The sequence below is a fragment of the Methylobacterium oryzae genome (genome assembly GCF_036441375.1).
GTDB classification, from domain to species: domain Bacteria; phylum Pseudomonadota; class Alphaproteobacteria; order Rhizobiales; family Beijerinckiaceae; genus Methylobacterium; species Methylobacterium oryzae_A.
The window spans coordinates 684,891-700,667 of sequence record NZ_MLCA01000010.1 but is presented as its reverse complement, the minus strand read 5'-3'; the positions used below and the strand labels follow the sequence as shown (position 1 = coordinate 700,667).

At 73.0% G+C, this 15,777-nt stretch carries 15 protein-coding genes; 6 read left to right on the top strand and 9 right to left on the bottom strand.

The window, feature by feature from the left end; translation table 11 throughout:
• Nucleotides 1-47: 47 nt before the first annotated feature.
• From MOTC310_RS21710 to MOTC310_RS21695, 4 genes are all read right to left on the bottom strand, one after another.
• Complete coding sequence (locus MOTC310_RS21710) at nt 48-1,202, bottom strand: acyl-CoA dehydrogenase family protein (RefSeq protein ID WP_331303251.1); 1,155 nt, start codon at nt 1,200-1,202, stop codon at nt 48-50.
• A gap of 193 nt (nt 1,203-1,395) precedes the next feature.
• Complete coding sequence (locus MOTC310_RS21705; RefSeq protein WP_331303250.1) at nt 1,396-2,592, bottom strand: acyl-CoA dehydrogenase family protein; 1,197 nt, start codon at nt 2,590-2,592, stop codon at nt 1,396-1,398.
• Between the two features lie 4 nt (nt 2,593-2,596).
• On the bottom strand, nt 2,597-3,784 hold the full coding sequence (locus tag MOTC310_RS21700; protein ID WP_331303249.1) for an acetyl-CoA C-acyltransferase: 1,188 nt from the start codon (nt 3,782-3,784) through the stop codon (nt 2,597-2,599).
• A gap of 14 nt (nt 3,785-3,798) precedes the next feature.
• A complete protein-coding gene (locus MOTC310_RS21695; protein WP_331303248.1) occupies nt 3,799-5,868 on the bottom strand; it encodes a 3-hydroxyacyl-CoA dehydrogenase NAD-binding domain-containing protein in 2,070 nt (689 codons plus the stop codon).
• Nucleotides 5,869-6,204: 336 nt separating this feature from the next.
• Here MOTC310_RS21695 and MOTC310_RS21690 point away from each other — a divergent pair, with 336 nt between their 5' ends.
• From MOTC310_RS21690 to MOTC310_RS21675, 4 genes are read left to right on the top strand one after another with little or no spacing between them, the layout of a single operon-like run.
• Nucleotides 6,205-7,233, top strand: coding sequence for an NAD(P)H-dependent flavin oxidoreductase (locus tag MOTC310_RS21690; RefSeq protein ID WP_331303247.1), 1,029 nt, complete (start codon nt 6,205-6,207; stop codon nt 7,231-7,233).
• Entirely contained in the window at nt 7,230-7,967 is a 738-nt protein-coding gene (locus MOTC310_RS21685; RefSeq protein ID WP_331303246.1) for an enoyl-CoA hydratase-related protein, read from the top strand. Before MOTC310_RS21690 ends, MOTC310_RS21685 begins: the two co-directional genes overlap by 4 nt.
• 8 nt (nt 7,968-7,975) lie before the next feature.
• Nucleotides 7,976-8,791, top strand: a complete 816-nt coding sequence (locus tag MOTC310_RS21680; RefSeq protein WP_331291188.1) for an IclR family transcriptional regulator — start codon at nt 7,976-7,978, stop codon at nt 8,789-8,791.
• 12 nt (nt 8,792-8,803) lie between these two features.
• Complete coding sequence (locus MOTC310_RS21675; protein ID WP_331303245.1) at nt 8,804-10,000, top strand: CaiB/BaiF CoA transferase family protein; 1,197 nt, start codon at nt 8,804-8,806, stop codon at nt 9,998-10,000.
• 75 nt (nt 10,001-10,075) lie between these two features.
• Here MOTC310_RS21675 and MOTC310_RS21670 read toward each other — a convergent pair whose 3' ends face one another.
• Both MOTC310_RS21670 and MOTC310_RS21665 read right to left on the bottom strand, forming a co-directional pair.
• Nucleotides 10,076-10,453: a PH domain-containing protein gene (locus MOTC310_RS21670; protein WP_331303244.1), complete on the bottom strand. Its 378-nt coding sequence runs from the start codon at nt 10,451-10,453 to the stop codon at nt 10,076-10,078.
• Between the two features lie 141 nt (nt 10,454-10,594).
• On the bottom strand, nt 10,595-11,050 hold the full coding sequence (locus MOTC310_RS21665; protein WP_331291184.1) for an Rrf2 family transcriptional regulator: 456 nt from the start codon (nt 11,048-11,050) through the stop codon (nt 10,595-10,597).
• Nucleotides 11,051-11,138: 88 nt separating this feature from the next.
• Between MOTC310_RS21665 and MOTC310_RS21660 the strand changes: the two genes are divergently transcribed.
• The gene (locus MOTC310_RS21660; RefSeq protein WP_331303243.1) at nt 11,139-11,918 is read left to right on the top strand and encodes a class I SAM-dependent methyltransferase; all 780 of its coding nucleotides are present in this window, start codon (nt 11,139-11,141) and stop codon (nt 11,916-11,918) included.
• A 28-nt stretch (nt 11,919-11,946) separates the two neighbouring features.
• Here the strand turns inward: MOTC310_RS21660 and MOTC310_RS21655 are convergent, their stop codons facing one another.
• Together MOTC310_RS21655 and MOTC310_RS21650 are read right to left on the bottom strand one after the other, a co-directional pair.
• Nucleotides 11,947-12,963: an NAD-dependent epimerase/dehydratase family protein gene (locus tag MOTC310_RS21655; protein ID WP_331303242.1), complete on the bottom strand. Its 1,017-nt coding sequence runs from the start codon at nt 12,961-12,963 to the stop codon at nt 11,947-11,949.
• 25 nt (nt 12,964-12,988) lie between these two features.
• Nucleotides 12,989-14,233 (bottom strand): complex I NDUFA9 subunit family protein, encoded by a 1,245-nt coding sequence (locus tag MOTC310_RS21650; protein WP_331291181.1) that lies wholly within the window; start codon nt 14,231-14,233, stop codon nt 12,989-12,991.
• A 294-nt stretch (nt 14,234-14,527) separates the two neighbouring features.
• Here MOTC310_RS21650 and MOTC310_RS21645 point away from each other — a divergent pair, with 294 nt between their 5' ends.
• Entirely contained in the window at nt 14,528-14,707 is a 180-nt protein-coding gene (locus MOTC310_RS21645; protein WP_331291180.1) for a hypothetical protein, read from the top strand.
• Between the two features lie 9 nt (nt 14,708-14,716).
• On the opposite strand, the gene MOTC310_RS21640 is transcribed toward MOTC310_RS21645, so the two are convergent.
• Complete coding sequence (locus tag MOTC310_RS21640) at nt 14,717-15,658, bottom strand: MBL fold metallo-hydrolase (RefSeq protein ID WP_331303241.1); 942 nt, start codon at nt 15,656-15,658, stop codon at nt 14,717-14,719.
• Between the last annotated feature and the right edge of the window lie 119 nt (nt 15,659-15,777).

Here is a 15,777-nt window from a genome sequence, read left to right as displayed (position 1 = left end):
GATCGCTGCGCTCCGCTCGCAAAGACAATCACGGCGCCTGAGTCGAACTACGCCGCCAGCAGCCCGTTCTCGTCCTGCGTGATCCGGCGCAGGTGGTGGGCGGTGTCGCCGAGCTGGTACTCGATCATGGCGAGCCGCTTGAAGTGGTGGGCGCCGATATACTCGAGCGTCATGCCGATGCCGCCGTGGAGCTGCACCGCCTCCTGGCCGACGTAGCGGCAGGCCTTGTTGATCTGCACCTTCACGGCCGAGAGGGCCGCGGCCCGGGCCCGTGCATCCGGCATGTCCACCATCATGGCGGCGTAGAGCGCCATCGAGCGCGCCTGCTCCAGCTGGATCAGCATGTCCACGGCCCGGTGCTGCAGTGCCTGGAACGAGCCGACGCTGACGCCGAACTGCTTGCGGGTCTTGAGGTACTCCACCGTCAGCTTGTGGAGCGCGTCCATGGAGCCGACCGCCTCGGCGGCGAGCGCCGCGATGCCGTGCTCCACCACCCGCTCCAGGAGCGGCAGGCCGTCCTCCGGATCGCCGAGCGCCGCGTCGGCGGGGAGCTGCACCTCCGAGAAGGACACCTCCGCGGCCCGGCCGCCATCCTGCGTCGGGTAGGCCTCGATGGCGACGCCCGCGGCGTCGGCCGGGACGAGGAACAGGCCGATCCCGCGGGGATCGCGCCGCTCGCCCGAGACGCGGGCCGAGACCACCATCAGGCCGGCCGCGTCGGCGTTGGGCACGACGCTCTTCGCTCCGCTCAGCAGGAACCCGTCGCCGCTGCGCCGGGCCGTGGTGGCCACGTCGGCGAGATCGTAGCGGGACTGGCGCTCGGTGTGGGCGAGCGTCAGGCGCAGGTCGCCGGCGACGAGGCCGGGGACGAGGCGCTCCTTCTGCGCGGCGCTGCCGCCGAGGCGCAGGGCCGTTGAGCCGAGCACCAGGCTCGCGAGCAGGGGTTCGACCACGAGGTTGCGGCCGACCGCCTCCATGACCAGCATGGTCTCCACCGGGCCGCCGCCGAGGCCGCCCTCCTCCTCGGAGAAGGGCAGGCCGGCGACGCCGAGTTCCGCGAAGGCCGTCCAGCCCACCGCGGGGAAGCCGAGCGGCGCCTTCAGCCGCGCCTGCCGGCTCTCCAGGGACGGGTAGAGGTCGGCGGCCAGCCGCTCGACGCTGTCGCGCAGGAGCGACTGGTCCTCGTTCAGGTCGAAATCCATGGTGTCCCCTCGCGGATATTTCAGTCGGGGCCTTCGGCACCGGCCCGTCCAACCCACCCCCTCATCCTGAGGCGCAGGAGCGAGCGAAGGCCTCGGCGGAGGCCTCCAGAGGTCGCCGTGATCCCTGGAGCCCTCCTTCGAGGCTGCTGCGCAGCACCTCAGGATGAGGGCGTGGGTGGGAGGGCGCGACGATTCACAGACCCAGAATGCCCTTGGCGATGACGTTGTGCTGGATCTCGTTCGAGCCGCCGTAGATCGAGACCTTGCGGTTGTTGAAGTAGCTCGGCGCGGCGGCGTCGACCCAGTCGAAGCCCCCGGGCAGGTTGTTGGCCCCGGCCCCGCGGACGGGCGCCGCGAGGGCGAAGGGCCCGGCGAGCTCCACCAGCAGCTCGGTCGCCGCCTGCTGGAGCTGCGAGCCGCGGATCTTGAGGAGCGAGGAGGCCGGGTCCGGCTCCACCGAATCCGCCCTTCCCTGCTTGGCCGCGACCCGCATCTGGGTGATCTCCAGGGCCTTCAGCTCGACCTCGACCTCCGCGACGCGGCCGCGGAAGGCGGGATCGTCCCACATCGTGCCCGACCCGGCCGGCATCTCGCGGGCCAGCCGCTTGATCCGGGCGATCCGCTCCTTGGTCAGGCCGATCCGCGCGATGCCGGTGCGCTCGTTGGCGAGCAGGAATTTCGCGTAGTCCCAGCCCCGGTTCTCCTCGCCCACGAGGTTCTCGACGGGCACGCGCACGGCGTCGAAGAAGACCTCGTTGACCTCGTGCCGGCCCTCCAGAGTCAGGATCGGCCGCACGGTGATCCCGGGCGTCTTCATGTCGATGAGGAGGAAGGAGATGCCCCGCTGCTTCTTGGCCTCGAAGTCGGTGCGGACGAGGCAGAAGATCCAGTCGGCGTGCTGGCCCAGCGTCGTCCAGGTCTTCTGGCCGTCGACGACGTAGTGGTCGCCGTCGCGAACCGCCTTGGTCTTGAGCGAGGCGAGGTCGGAGCCCGCGCCCGGCTCGGAGAAGCCCTGGCACCACCAGTCGTCGAGGTTGGCGGCGCGGGGCAGGAAGCGCGCCTTCTGGTCCTGCCGGCCGAAGGTCGCCAGCACCGGGCCGAACATGTAGCAGTTGAACTGCTGCGGCAGCGGCACCGCCGCCTGGAACAGCTCCTCCGTGTAGATGTAGCGCTGGATCGGGGTCCAATCCCGGCCGCCCCATTCCTGCGGCCAGTGCGGCACCGCCCAGCCCTTGGCGTTGAGGATGCGCTGGCTCGTGACGTAGTCCTCCTTCGAGAGGCTGCGGCCCTCCGAGACCTTCCTCCGGATCTCGGCCGGGATCTCCGTCCGGCAGAAGCTCCGGACCTCGTCGCGGAACGCGATCTCGTCGTCGGTGAAGCGCAGGTCCATCGGCTCAGCTCCGGGCGATCTCGAACAGGCCGGCGCAGCCCTGGCCGCCGGCGACGCACATGGTCACCACGGCGTAGCGCGCGCCGCGGCGACGGCCCTCCAGCAGGGCGTGGCCCACGAGCCGCGCTCCCGACATGCCGAACGGGTGGCCGACCGCGATGGCGCCGCCGTTGACGTTGACCTTCTCGGGGTCGATCCCGAGCGTGTCGCGGCAATAGACCGACTGGGACGCGAAGGCCTCGTTCAGCTCCCACAGGTCGATGTCGGCGACCTTCAGCCCCTGCCGCTCCAGGAGCCGCGGCACCGCGAGAACCGGGCCGATGCCCATCTCGTCCGGCCCGCAGCCCGCCGACGCGAAGCCCCGGAACGTGCCGAGCGGCGTGAGGCCCCGCCGCGCCGCCTCGTCGGCCGACATCAGCACGCTGGCCGAGGCGCCGTCCGAGAGCTGGCTGGCATTGCCCGCCGTGATGAAGGCCCCCTCCCCGCGCACCGGCTTGAGCTTGGACAGAGCCTCCAGGGTCGTGTCCGGCCGGTTGCCCTCATCCTTGGAAAGCCGGGTCTCGACCTCCCGGGTCTCGCCGGTGGCCTTGTCGGTCACCGCCATAACGGCGCTCATCGGGACGATCTCGTCGTCGAACAGCCCCCGCGCCTGCGCGTCGGCCGTGCGGCGCTGGCTCTCCAGGGCGAATTGGTCCTGCGCCTCCCGGGAAATGCCGTAGCGTTCCGCCACGATGTCGGCGGTCTCGATCATCGGCATGTAGATCGCCGGCAGGTGCGCCTCCAGCCACGCGTTGCGGGTCAGCTCCCGCTGGACCTTGGGCTGGACGAGGCTGATCGACTCGACGCCGCCCGCCACCGCCACCGGCACGCCGTCGAGGACGATCCGGCGCGCCGCGCTGGCGATCGCCTCCAGGCCCGAGGCGCAGAAGCGCGAGACGGTGACGCCGGCCGACTCGACCGGGATCCCCGCCACCAGGGCCGCGTGCCGGGCGACGTTGCCGCCCGTGGCGTTCTCCGGATAGCCGCAGCCGAGCACCACTTCCTCGACCGCCTCGGGCTCCAGGCGCGCCCGGTCGAGGGCGCCGCGGATCGCGTGGGCCGCGAGATCGGCGCCGCGGGTGAGGTTCAGGGCGCCGCGATGCGCCTTGCCGATGGGCGTGCGGGCGGTCGCGACGATCACCGCGTCGGTCATGATCTCTCTCCCGCTCAGGCGTTCTTCAGGCCGGCGAAGCTGCCGCCCTCGGCGGCGAGGCGCTTCAGGAGCGGCGCCGGCTCCTGGCTGTCGTCGCCGGTCTCCGCGGCGAAGCGCGACAGCGCCTCCGCGATCGTCCTCAGCCCGACGCTGTCGGCCCAGTGCATCGGTCCGCCGCGCCAAGCCGGCCAGTTGTAGCCGTTGATCCAGATCGTATCGATGTCGCCGGGGCGGGCCGCGATCCCCTCTTCCAGGATCCGCGCGCCCTCGTTGACCATCGGGTACATGAGCCGCGCGACGATCTCGTCGGCCGTGAAGCTGCGGCGCGCGACGCCGTGCTCGGCGGCGACGCGCGCGATCAGCGCCTCCACCTCCGGGTCGCGCGTGCCGGTGCGGGCACCGTCCGGGTAGAGGTAGAAGCCGCGTGCGGTCTTCTGGCCGAAGCGGCCCTGCTCGGCGAGCGAGTCCGCGACCGGCGCCCGACCGCCGAAATCCTTGCGCGAGCGCCAGCCGATATCGAGCCCGGCGAGGTCGGCCATGGCGAAGGGCCCCATCCGGAAGCCGAAGCCGGTGACCGCCGCGTCGACCTCGTGGGGCAGCGCGCCCTCGAGCAGCAGGCGCTCGCCGGCCCGGCTGCGGCGCTCCAGCATCCGGTTGCCGACGAAGCCGAAGCAGACGCCCACCGTCACCGGCAGCTTGTTGAGGCGCTTGCCGAGATCGAGGGCGGTGGCGAGCACGTCCGGGGCGGTCTTCTCGGCCCGGACCACCTCGACGAGGCGCATGACGTTGGCCGGGCTGAAGAAGTGCAGGCCGAGCACGTCCTGCGGCCGGCCCGTCACCGCCGCGATGGCGTTCACGTCGAGGTAGGAGGTGTTGGTGGCGAGGATCGCGCCCGCCTTGGCGATGCCGTCGAGCTTGGAGAAGATCTCGCGCTTGACGCCCATATCCTCGAACGCCGCCTCGACGACGATGTCGGCCTCCCGGGCGTTCTCCAGTCCGAGCGCGCCGGTGATCCGGCCGACCCGCTCGTCGCGCTGGGCCTCGGTGATCGAGCCGCGCTTGGCCGAGCCGGCGTAGAGCCCCTTCACCCGGTCGAGGCCGCGCGCCAGGGCGCCGTCCTCCGTCTCGATCACCGTCACGGGGATGCCGGCATTGGCGAAGCACATGGCGATGCCGCCGCCCATCGTGCCGGCGCCGATCACCGCGGCCGTGCGGACGGGGCGGCGGGGCGTGTCCTTCGGCAGGCCGGGCACCCGAGCGGCCTCGCGCTCGGCGAAGAAGGCGTAGCGCAGGGCCTTCGAGCGCGGATCCTCCACCAGGGCCCGGAACTCGGCCCGCTCCACCGCGACGGCGGCGTCGAAATCCTGCTCCAGGCCGGCGCGCACGGCCCGCGCCAGGGCGTGGACGTTGGTGGCGTCGGGGTCGCGCTTCACCGCCTCGGCGGCCTGGTGTTCGAACCGGTCGCGCGCCTCCGGAATCAGCCTGTCGGACCGGTCACGCACCCGCGGCAGCGTCCCCGCATCGGCCAGTTCCAGGGCGCGGGTCCGGGCCTCCGCCACGAGGTCGCCGAGGACCACGGCGTCCACGATGCCGAGCGAGGCCGCCTTCTCGGCGGAGACGGGCTCGCCGGTGAGCATCATCGGGAAGGCGGCGTCGGGCCCGATCAGGCGCGGCAGGCGCTGCGTGCCCCCCGCCCCCGGGATGATCCCGAGCTTGATCTCCGGCAAGCCGATCTTGGCGGACGGGGCCGCGACGCGGCCGTGGCAGGCCATGGCCAGTTCTAGGCCGCCGCCGAGGGCCGCGCCTCCGATCGCCGCCACCACGGGCTTCGGGCTGGCGTCGAGCCGGTCCAGGATGTCCGGCAGGCTCGGCGGGTGCTGCGGCTTGCCGAACTCGCCGATGTCGGCGCCGCCCACGAACACCTTGCCCTCGGCGGCCAGCACGATCCCGCGGACCGACGCGTCCGCGATGGCGTGCGTCAGGGCCTCGTCCAGGGCCGCCCGCAGCGCGGCGCCCAGCGCGTTGACCGGCGGGTTGGCGAGCGTGAGCACGGCCACGCCGCCATCGACCTCCTGACGAACCACCCGGGACTCCCTGTTGTTCTGCAATGCAGAATAAGTGCCTGCATTTCGGCGGGATGTTGGTCCGAGTGCCCGCCAGCGTCAAGGACGGACAAGGTCTGTCATCGGGGTTCGGCCAACTGTTCTGCAATGCAGAAAAGTATCGCCTCGGCCGTTTGACCCGCGGCCCGGGGCCATGCCATCACAACGGCCCTGAACGAGACTCGGTTGCGGACGCCGCCCGGCGCGCGAAGGCCGGGCCGCCGGAGGCAGGGGGAGGATCGCGGTGCGCGGCAAGGATCGGGGCGAGCGGACCGGGAGCGCCTGTCCGGCGCGGATTCCGGCGGCGGGGAGCGGGCGGTGAGCGACGGTCCCGAGCGTGCCCCGGCCGGGCGCCTGCCCGAGGTCCTGCGCGGCCGCCTCGCCCTGCCGGTGATCTGCGCCCCGATGTTCATCGTCTCCAACCCGGAGCTGGTGATCGCCCAGTGCCTGTCCGGCGTGGTCGGCGCCTTCCCGGCGCTGAATGCCCGACCGGCCGAGCTGCTCGACGAGTGGCTCGAGCGGATCACGCGGACGCTCGAGCAGGCCCGCGCCGCCGACCCGTCGCGGCGGATCGCGCCGTTCGCGGTGAACCAGATCGTCCACGCCTCCAACGACCGGCTGGCGCAGGATGTCGAGGCCTGCGTCCGGCACCAGGTGCCGATCATCATCACCTCGCTGCGGGCGCCGGACGCGGTGATCCGCCCGGTCCACGCCTACGGCGGGGTGGTGTTCCACGACGTCACCACCGTGCGCCACGCCGAGAAGGCGCTCGAGGCCGGCGTCGACGGGCTGATCCTGGTCTGCGCCGGGGCGGGCGGGCATGCGGGGACGCTGAGCCCCTTCGCCCTCGTCGGCGAGATCCGGCGGTTCTACGACGGGCCGCTGATCCTGTCGGGGGCGATCACCTCGGGCTCGGCGATCCTGGCCGCCCAGGCCATGGGCGCCGACCTCGCCTATATGGGCACCCGGTTCATCGCCACCCGCGAGGCCAACGCCGCCCCGGCCTACAAGGACATGATCGCCGGCAGCGCGGCGTCCGACATCCTCTACACCCCCTACTTCACGGGCGTGCCGGGCAACTACCTGACGCCGAGCATCCGCGCCTCCGGACTCGATCCCGACGCGCTGCCCGTCCGCGACAAGACCGCGATGAACTTCGGCAGCGCCAGCGTGAAGGCGTGGCGCGACGTCTGGGGCGCCGGCCAGGGCGTCGGCACCATCGCGGACGCGCCGGCGACGGCCGACCTCGTCGCCCGGCTCGCCCGGGAATACGCGGCGGCGCGGGCGCGGATGGCCGGCCAGTCCGCCGACTACGCCGCGGACCGCGCCGGCGGGGCCGCCCCGTGAGCGTCCGCCTCGCCGATCCGGAGCCCGGGATCCGGCTCGTCACGATCGACCGGCCGGAGCGGCGCAACGCCCTCGACCGGGCGACCTACGCGGGCCTGACCGACGCCCTGGAGACGGCGCCTCGGGACGCGGAGGTGCGCGCCCTGGTCCTCACCGGCGCGGGCGGCTGCTTCACCGCCGGCAACGATCTCAAGGATTTCCAGGATGTCGAGACCGCGGGCGACAGCCCCGGCCTGACCTTCCTCAAGGCCCTGCGCGCCTGCCCGCTCCCGGTGGTGGCGGCCGTGGAGGGCCACGCGGTCGGCATCGGCACGACGCTGCTGCTCCACTGCGACCTCGCCTATGCGGGGGACGGGGCCCGGTTCCGCCTGCCCTTCACGGCCCTGGGCCTCAGCCCGGAGGGCGGGTCCAGCTACCTGCTGCCCCTGGTCGCGGGATCGAAGCGCGCCGCCGAGCTGCTGATGCTCGGCGAGCCCTTCACGGCCGCCGACGCCGCCGCGGCCGGCCTCGTCAACGCCGCCGTCCCGGCCGGCACCGCCCTGGAGACCGCTCTGGCCAAGGCGCGCGCGCTCGCCGCCCTGCCCCGGGTCTCGATCGCCGCGACCAAGCAGGCCCTGCGGCGCGGCCACGACGACAGCGTCGCCCGCGCCCTCGACGCGGAGGCGGAGGTCTTCCACGCCCTCCGCCGCGGTCCGGCGGCGCAGGCGGCCTTCGCGGCGTTCCTGGGCCGGTGAGCGGGCGGATGGAGGCGGATGCGGGCCTGCTCGCCGAATCCGACGCCGCCGGTTCCGGCGCGAAGGAGGACCGGCACTTCGTCACGGCGCTCGCCCGGGGGCTGTCGGTGCTGGCCTGCTTCGGACCGGGGCGCACGAGCCTCGCCAACCACGACATCGCGGAGGCCTGCGGGCTGCCGCGCTCCACCGTGTCGCGGCTGACCTACACGCTGACCAAGCTCGGCTACCTGCAGCACATGCCCGAACTCGGCCGCTACCGCCTCGGCACCGCCACCATCGCGCTGAGCTCGGCCGCCCTGGGCGGCCTCGACGTCCGCGCCATCGCCCGGCCGGTGCTGCGCGCGGTCGCGGAGGCGGCCAACGCCTCGGTCGGCCTCGGGGTGCGCGACCGGCTCAGCATGCGCTACGTCGATTGCCAGCGCGGCCCGGCGGCGATCTCGCTCAACCTCGACACCGGCTCGCGCATCTCGCTGGCCCGCAGCGCCATGGGTCGCGCCTACGTGGCGGTCTGCCCTGACCGGGAGCGCGCGGGCATCTACGAGGACCTGAAGGCGCTGGATCCCGTGGCCTGGCCGGCGCTGCGCGCCGGCCTCGACCGGGCAGTGGAGGAGCACCGGGAACTCGGCTGCTGCACCTCGTTCGGCGAGTGGCAGGAGACGGTCTGCGCCATCGCGGTGGGGTTCCATCCCGGCGGCGGCCTGCCGCCCATGTCGGTCAATTGCGGTGCCCCCACCGTCATCACCGACGCGCGCTTCCTCCTGGAGGTGGCGCGCCCGAAACTGATCGACGCCGTGCGCAGTCTCGACGGCGTCATGGGAGCCTGAGGACCTTTCGCGATGGATGCCGTTGCCGACCTGCCGCTGTCCGGAATCCGCGTCCTCGATCTGTCCCGGGTCCTGGCCGGGCCCTGGTGCGCGCAGGTGCTGGGCGATCTCGGGGCCGACGTGATCAAGGTCGAGCACCCGGAGCGCGGCGACGACACCCGCGACTGGGGCGTGCCGACGAGCCCCGGCAACACCTCGTATTTCGACAGCGTCAACCGCAACAAGCGCTCGATCGGCGTCGACCTCGCCACGCCGGAGGGGCTGGCGATCGTGAGGGCCCTGGCCCGCGACAGCGACGTGCTGGTCCAGAACTTCAAGACCGGCGGGGCCGAGAAGCTCGGCCTCGGCTACGCGGCGCTGGCGGCGGAGAACCCCGGCCTGATCTACTGCTCGATCGCCGGCTACAGCTCCGACGGCTCTGAGGCCGGCCGGCCCGGCTACGACCTCGTGGTCCAGGGCGAGTCCGGCGTGATGGCGCTCAACGGCGAGGCCGGGCGGCCGCCCCTCAAGTTCGGGGTCGCGGCGGTCGACCTGTTCACCGGCCAGTTCGCCGCCCAGGCGGTGCTGGCGGCCCTGTATCAGCGGGAGCGGACCGGGCGCGGCCGGACCGTCGACCTCGCCCTGTTCGACTGCGGCGTGGCGCTGACCTCCTATTACGGCCTTGAGGCGCTCGCCCGGGGGATCGATCCGCCCCGCTACGGCAACGCCCACCCGTCGATCGTGCCCTACGGGGTGTTCGAGGCCGGCGACGGGCCGGTGGTGATCACGGTCGGCAACAACGGGCAGTACCGCCGCTTCTGCGAGCAGGTGCTGGAGCGCCCGGACTGGGTCGCCGACCCGCGCTTCGCCACCAACCTCGACCGGTCGCGCAACCGCGCCGCCTTCATCCCGGTGCTGGAGGCCGAGCTCGCCAAGTGGGAGCGCGCGCCGCTGATCGCGCGGCTCAGGGCCGCCGGCATCCCCTGCGGCGAGGTGATGGGCCTGCGCGAGGCGCTCACCTGCGACCGGGCGCAGGAGGCCGGGCTGGTGGTCGCGGCGCCCGAGAACGCCCACGTCATCGCCCCGCCCTACCGGCTCGACGGGCGCCGGCTGCCGGTGCGGCGCATGCCGCCGGGCCTCGGGGATTCGAGCGCGGAGATCCTGGCCGAGCAGCTGGAGTATCCGGAGGACGCGCGCGACGCGCTGCGGGCCAAGGGCGTGGTCCGGTAGGGAGGCCGTCGCCGGCTGTCGCGTGCCGTGGGCTGGACGGCGCGGCTCAGGGGCAGCCGACGTCCGCGCCGTGGGCTAGCGCAGCACGCCCTCGGCGAGGGCCCGCTGGATACCCCGGACATCCGCACCCTTCTTCAGGGTCCGCTGGATCGGCTCCGCCGCCCCCGACACCCAGATCTTCAACTCGGCGTCGAGGTCGAACGTGCCGGCGGTCTCGACCGAGAAGCGCACGATCGCGCGGTACGGCACCGACAGGAACTCGACCTTGCTGCCGGTCACGCCCTGGACGTCGACCAGGATGACGCGGCGCTCGGTGAACACGAACACGTCCCGGATGATCCTGAAGGCGAGCCGCGCCGTCTCGCCCTCGATCAGGATACCGTCGAGCCGGCGCTCCAGGGAGGCCGCGTCGACGGCCGAGCCGTGTCCGAGCAATCCGTCCAGAAGGCCCATGGCCGATCATCTCGTGCGGGTCCGCGTCGACGCCGAGCATGGCGCCTGAGCGTCGGCGCGGCAACCGCCCGCCGCGATCCGACATCCCGGCCCGACCGCGAGCCCGATCGCGCGCAGCAATGCCCGGCGCCGCGCCCGCCGTCACGCGCAGGTCGCGGCGTCCGACGGCCCCTCGGTGCGACACCGGGCGTCGAAGCTCCGCGCGAGCTGGGCGAGGCTGACGGAACCGAGCCGCGCGACCAGGAGGGCCTCGGCCTCGCGCAGCGTGTCCTCGACCGCCGCGTTGACGACCTGCTCGACGGCGCAGGCCGGGTTCGCGCGATCGCTGCCGATCGCGAAGATGCGGGGCCCGCCGACCGCGCGGTGGACGTCGAGCAGCGAGACCGCGTTCAGGTCCGCCGCGATGGTCCATCCGCCGCCGTGCCCCTTCTCCGATTTCACGTAGCCCGCGGTTCTGAGCCCGGCCATCGTCCGGCGGACGACCACGGGGTTCGTCCCGAGCATCCGCCCGATCGCTTCGGACGTCATCGGTCCGTCGTGGCGGGCCATGTGAAGCAGCACATGGAGCGTTCGGGAGAGGCGACTGTCGGTGCGCACCCGTCGATCCATCACACCGGGCTCGGGATTGGCAACCGTGCCGCATCACGATACTTATCAAGTTACGTGATAGAGCGGAGCCGAAGCGGTGCGCGAGTTCGAGAACCCCGATCGGTGGGACAAGGTCGCCGAGCACTACGCGACGACCGCCCACCCGTTCACGGCGCGCTTCGCCGAGGCGGCGCTCGCGCGGGTGCCGCTAACCGAGAGCAGCCGCGTCCTCGACGTCGCGGCCGGCACCGGCGCCCTCGCGCTGGCCGCGGCGCGGACGGGGGCGCAGGTCCTCGCGGTCGACTTCGCGCCCGGCATGGTCGCGCGCATCGCCGGGGCGGGCCTGCCCAACGTCGCCGCGCGGGTCATGGACGGCCAGGCCCTCGCCCTGCCCGACGGCGGCTTCGACGCGGTGTTCTCGATCTTCGGGGTGATCATGTTCCCCGACTGGCGGAAGGGTCTCGCCGAGATGGCGCGCGTGACGCGGCCCGGGGGACGGGGCGTCGTCGCGACGTGGCAGGACCAGGGCGCGGCGACGTTCCTGCTGCTCGGCGAGATCCGCCGCCGGCTGTTCCCCGAACGCGAGAGCCGGGCGATGCCCGACGGGGTGCGGGCGCTCGGCGATCCGGCCGGGTTCACCCGGGAACTGGTCGCGGCCGGGTACGCAGCTCCCCGGATCGACCGGGTGACCTTCGACTACGTGCTCGACGTCGCGCTGCTCGACGACCCCGACACGGTGTTCGGCCTGTCGCCGGACTGGGTCGACCTGAGCGCGGACGACCGGGCCGCGGTGATCGCGGAGGCGCGGCGCATGGCGGCCGGACGACCCGTCCTGCCGATCCCCTCAACCGCCCTGATCGCCGTCGCCGAGCGCTGAGCGCCGCCTCGGTGCGAGACTCCGCGCCTCAGCCGGATCCGCGGGCGTTCGCCAGGCGCGCCCGCGCGTCGTCCAGAACCCGGGTCAGGGCCGCGTCCCACGAGACTTGCGGCCGCCATCCGGTCGCGGCGTGGAGGCGGCCGGCATCGCCCGCGGCCAGGGGGATCTCGGTCGGCCGCACCCGCTCCGGGGCGACGCGGATCTCGAACGGCACCCGGGCCCGGGCGCGCAGGTCCTCGAGGACGCTGGCGATCGTCCGCGGCTGGCCCGAGCTGATGTTGAACACGCTCCCGTCCGCGAGGGAGTCCGCGCGGCCGATCAGGTCGGCGTAGGCGCTCGCCACGTCGGCGACGTCGAGGAAGTCGCGGTAGGAGGAGAGGTTGCCGACCTCCAGGCAGGGCGGCACGAGGCCGGCCTCGATCCGGGCGATCTGGCCCGCGAAGGAGGCCACGACGAAGCGCTCGTCCTGGCCGGGGCCGATATGGTTGAACGGCCGCAGCACGACGAGCTTCACGCCGATCCGGGGCAGCAGGTCGCGGAGCAGCTGCTCGCCCACCCATTTCGACCGGGCGTAGGTGTTGCGCGGGAGGGGCTCGGCGGCCTCGCTGAGGGCGTGGCCGGCCAGGAAGGCGCTGCCGTAGACCTCGCCGGAGCTGACGAAGAAGAAGGTGCAGCCCGGCACCGCCTCCACCGCGGCCACGAGGTTCATCAGGCCGTCGACGTTGACCCGCCACGTCTGGCCCGGGCCGCTCGCCGAATCCGCCACCGAGGCGAGGCCCGCGAGGTGGAGGATCGCGGTCGGCCGGAACCGCGCCACGAAGCCTGCCAGCGCGGCCTCGTCGAGGAGGTCGACCGCCGCGTAGGTGACGCCCTCCGGCAGGCGCGGCGAGCGCCCCCGCCCGATCCCGGCCACGCGATCGCCCGCCCGCGCCGCCGAGTCCGCCAGGAGCGGCAGAACGTGGCCCCCGACGAAGCCGGCCGCCCCGGTGACGAGGACGCGCCGCGCGACCGGGCCGCCGGATCGATGGGGAGAGGGCGCGCTCATGGCGTGATCCGGGCGGGGACCGTCCCTAGCCTCGGTTCCGGGTTCCCCAGCGCACGCCCATGCTGCCCTGGCCGGCCCCCGGCGAGCTGCCGGCATCGGCGCCGATCGCCGGGCCGGAGGCGGTCTTCGGCCGGTGCTGCGAGCCGGCCGCCAGCGGCTTCGACGCCATCGTGTCGGGCACCTCGGAGAGGTATTCCTCGTCCCGATCGGTGGCGAACTGGCCGGCCTTGCGGAAGGTCCAGAGATAGCCCGGCACCACCGCCTCGGCGGCGGTCGGGGTGATCCCGATCCCCTCGAAGGTCCGACCCTCGGCCTTGGCGGCCTCCGAGACGACGTTGTCGTTCTGGAGCAGGGTGACCTGATCGCGGGTCAGCTTCAGCGAATCCGGCAGCAGGCCGAAGGTCAGCGTGTCGGCGATCTCCAGCATGCGGGCCTGGAGCTTGGCCGCCGGCACGGGCAGGTCCACGACGACCCGCTTCCGCCGGATCGTCTTCAGCATGTAGCGCACGAAATGCTCCAGCGTGCCCACCTCCGGGCCGCCGAGCTCGTAGACCTTGCCGGGCGCCAGGGTGCCGTCGACCGCGCGGGCGATCGCCTCGGCGACGTCGCCCACGAAGGCCGGCTGGAAGCGGGACTGGCCGCCGGCGAGCGGCAGGACCGGGAGCGCCCGGGCGAGGCCGGCGAAGCGGTTGAAGAAGCTGTCGCCCGGCCCGAAGATCAGCGAGGGCCGGAACACCACCGCGTCCGGGCAGGCGGCGAAGACCCGCGCCTCGCCCTCGGCCTTGGTGCGCGCGTAGAGCGACGGCGAGGCCGGATCGGCGCCGATCGCCGAGACCTGGATCATCCGCGCGCCCTGGCGCGCGGCGGCGCGGGCGATCGCCTCGGCCCCGTCGACCTGCAGCCGCGCGAAGCTCTGGGAGCCGGTCTCCTGCAGGATGCCGACGAGGTTGATCAGCACGTCCGACCGCTCGGCGGCCCGGGCCACCGAATCGGGGTAGCGCAGGTTCGCCTGGACGGCGACGATCTGGTTGACCTTGCCGAGCGGCTGCAGGAACAGCGCGAGGTCCGGCCGGCGCACCGCGACGCGGATCCGGTAGCCGCGCTTGGCCAGCGCCCGCACCACGTGCCGGCCCAGGAAGCCGGAGCCGCCGTAGATCGTCACGAGCTGGTCCTGCGGGCGCAGGGGGCCGGGCGCGGCGACGGGGGCGGGACGCGTCTCCGGACTGGGATGCGCCGCCGCGGACGCCGTCGTGTTGTCTTGGCCGCTCATCGCCGTGGTCTCGAGCTCCTCGCGCGCCCCGGGGCGCCGTCAGGCGGCCTACTTAGCCTAACTTCGGCGCGATGGGAGCCGCCGAATGCGACGCCGCGCCATTCCGGTGAACAGCGCGCGGCAGATGACCGGGGCGTCGGCCGCCGGCGGGCCGGGCACAGGGCTAAGCAGGAGGCTGAGCACAGGTCTTGGCAGGGTCCTGGAACGCGCGCGGTCGCCGCGCATTCCTCCCCACCACACCGCCCTGCCGAATCGCGCGGATGGGACGCGCCGGGGACTTCGATGATTGTAGGGATGCTCGTTTCCGCGGCGATCGCGGTGTTCGGTCTGCTGGTTGCGCTCGGGTTCGTCGGCCACCCGATCGACGCGCAGCTCGTCAGCAATTACGGCTGGAGCATCCTGATCATCGGCGTCGCGCTGTTCGTGCTGTTCGCCTGGGCCCGGTTCAGCCGGACGCGCAGGCGGTCCGCCTGATCCCGCGCCTCAGGCGACCTTGATCCGGCGGCGCATCTCCCGCGCCACGGCCGGGCGGCCGCTCTGCCGGCCGCTCACCGCCCGGGGGGCGCCGACCACGAGGCTCTGGCGCTCGCGCGCGATGAACGCGGTCGGCATCTCGGCCTGCAGGTCGGCCTCCATGTCGCGCAGCGCCGTGTCGGAATGGGCCGGGTGCAGGTGGATGATCCCGAGCGCCTTGACGCCCGCGTTCCGGGCGAGCTCCACGCCCTTCTGCCAGGTCGAGTGCCCCCAGCCCCGGCAGGTCGGGTACTCGCCGTCGGTGAACATGCCGTCGTAGACCATCAGGTCGGCGTCGGCGACGAAGGCGGCGAGGTCCGGATCGGGCCAGGGGTCGCTGTGCTCGATGTCGCTGATCAGGCACAGGCGCTTGCCGGCATGCTCGAACCGGTAGCCCACGGACCCTTGCGGATGGTTCAGCAGGATCGTGGCGACCCGCGTCCCGTCCGGGAAGGCCAGCGTCTGCCCCGCCTGAAAGCCGTGATGGCGGAAGGTGCAGCACAGCTTGTCGAGCGTAACCGGGAAGAGCGGCGGCGCGAACAGGCGGTCGAGGGTCGGCCCGGCCGATTCGCCGCCGAGGTTGCCGCAGTAGGTGTTGATCACGCGGTCGGAATCGAGGACCACCGGCTTGAAGAAGGGCAGACCCGCCGTGTGATCGAGATGCAGGTGGCTGAACAGCAGATCGACTTCCTGGGGCAGGTCGGTCCGGTGACCCTGCCCGAGATTGTAGATGCCCGAGCCCGCGTCGACGATGAACATGCGCTGGCCGCACCGCACCTCGATGCAGGGCGTGCTGCCGCCGAACTCGGCGTATTGCGGGCCGCTGACGGGCGTCGAGCCGCGGACGCCCCAGAAGCGCAGTGCGAGGTCCTGGTCGGCCGCCAGGATGGTCGGCTCGGAACTGTTCGACATGGCGATCACGAATCCGCGGACAGTCGGTCCCGATCGGTTATGATCGAAACCCCGTCGCCGTTCCGGGAAGGTAGCTTTGAATACGGCAGGCCGACGGAGCAGGTGTACCGCTCATCCCC

Bases quoted from the DNA above. Each gene is read 5' to 3' on its own strand.
- MOTC310_RS21670 (WP_331303244.1), bottom strand. From the start codon at position 10,453: ATGGGCCTTCTGGACGGATTGCTCGGACACGGCTCGGCCGTCGACGCG.
- MOTC310_RS21655 (WP_331303242.1), bottom strand. From the start codon at position 12,963: ATGAGCGCGCCCTCTCCCCATCGATCCGGCGGCCCGGTCGCGCGGCGC.
- MOTC310_RS21710 (WP_331303251.1), bottom strand. From the start codon at position 1,202: ATGGATTTCGACCTGAACGAGGACCAGTCGCTCCTGCGCGACAGCGTC.
- MOTC310_RS21705 (WP_331303250.1), bottom strand. From the start codon at position 2,592: ATGGACCTGCGCTTCACCGACGACGAGATCGCGTTCCGCGACGAGGTC.
- MOTC310_RS21675 (WP_331303245.1), top strand. From the start codon at position 8,804: ATGGATGCCGTTGCCGACCTGCCGCTGTCCGGAATCCGCGTCCTCGAT.
- MOTC310_RS21700 (WP_331303249.1), bottom strand. From the start codon at position 3,784: ATGACCGACGCGGTGATCGTCGCGACCGCCCGCACGCCCATCGGCAAG.
- MOTC310_RS21640 (WP_331303241.1), bottom strand. From the start codon at position 15,658: ATGTCGAACAGTTCCGAGCCGACCATCCTGGCGGCCGACCAGGACCTC.
- MOTC310_RS21650 (WP_331291181.1), bottom strand. From the start codon at position 14,233: ATGAGCGGCCAAGACAACACGACGGCGTCCGCGGCGGCGCATCCCAGT.
- MOTC310_RS21645 (WP_331291180.1), top strand. From the start codon at position 14,528: ATGCTCGTTTCCGCGGCGATCGCGGTGTTCGGTCTGCTGGTTGCGCTC.
- MOTC310_RS21680 (WP_331291188.1), top strand. From the start codon at position 7,976: ATGGAGGCGGATGCGGGCCTGCTCGCCGAATCCGACGCCGCCGGTTCC.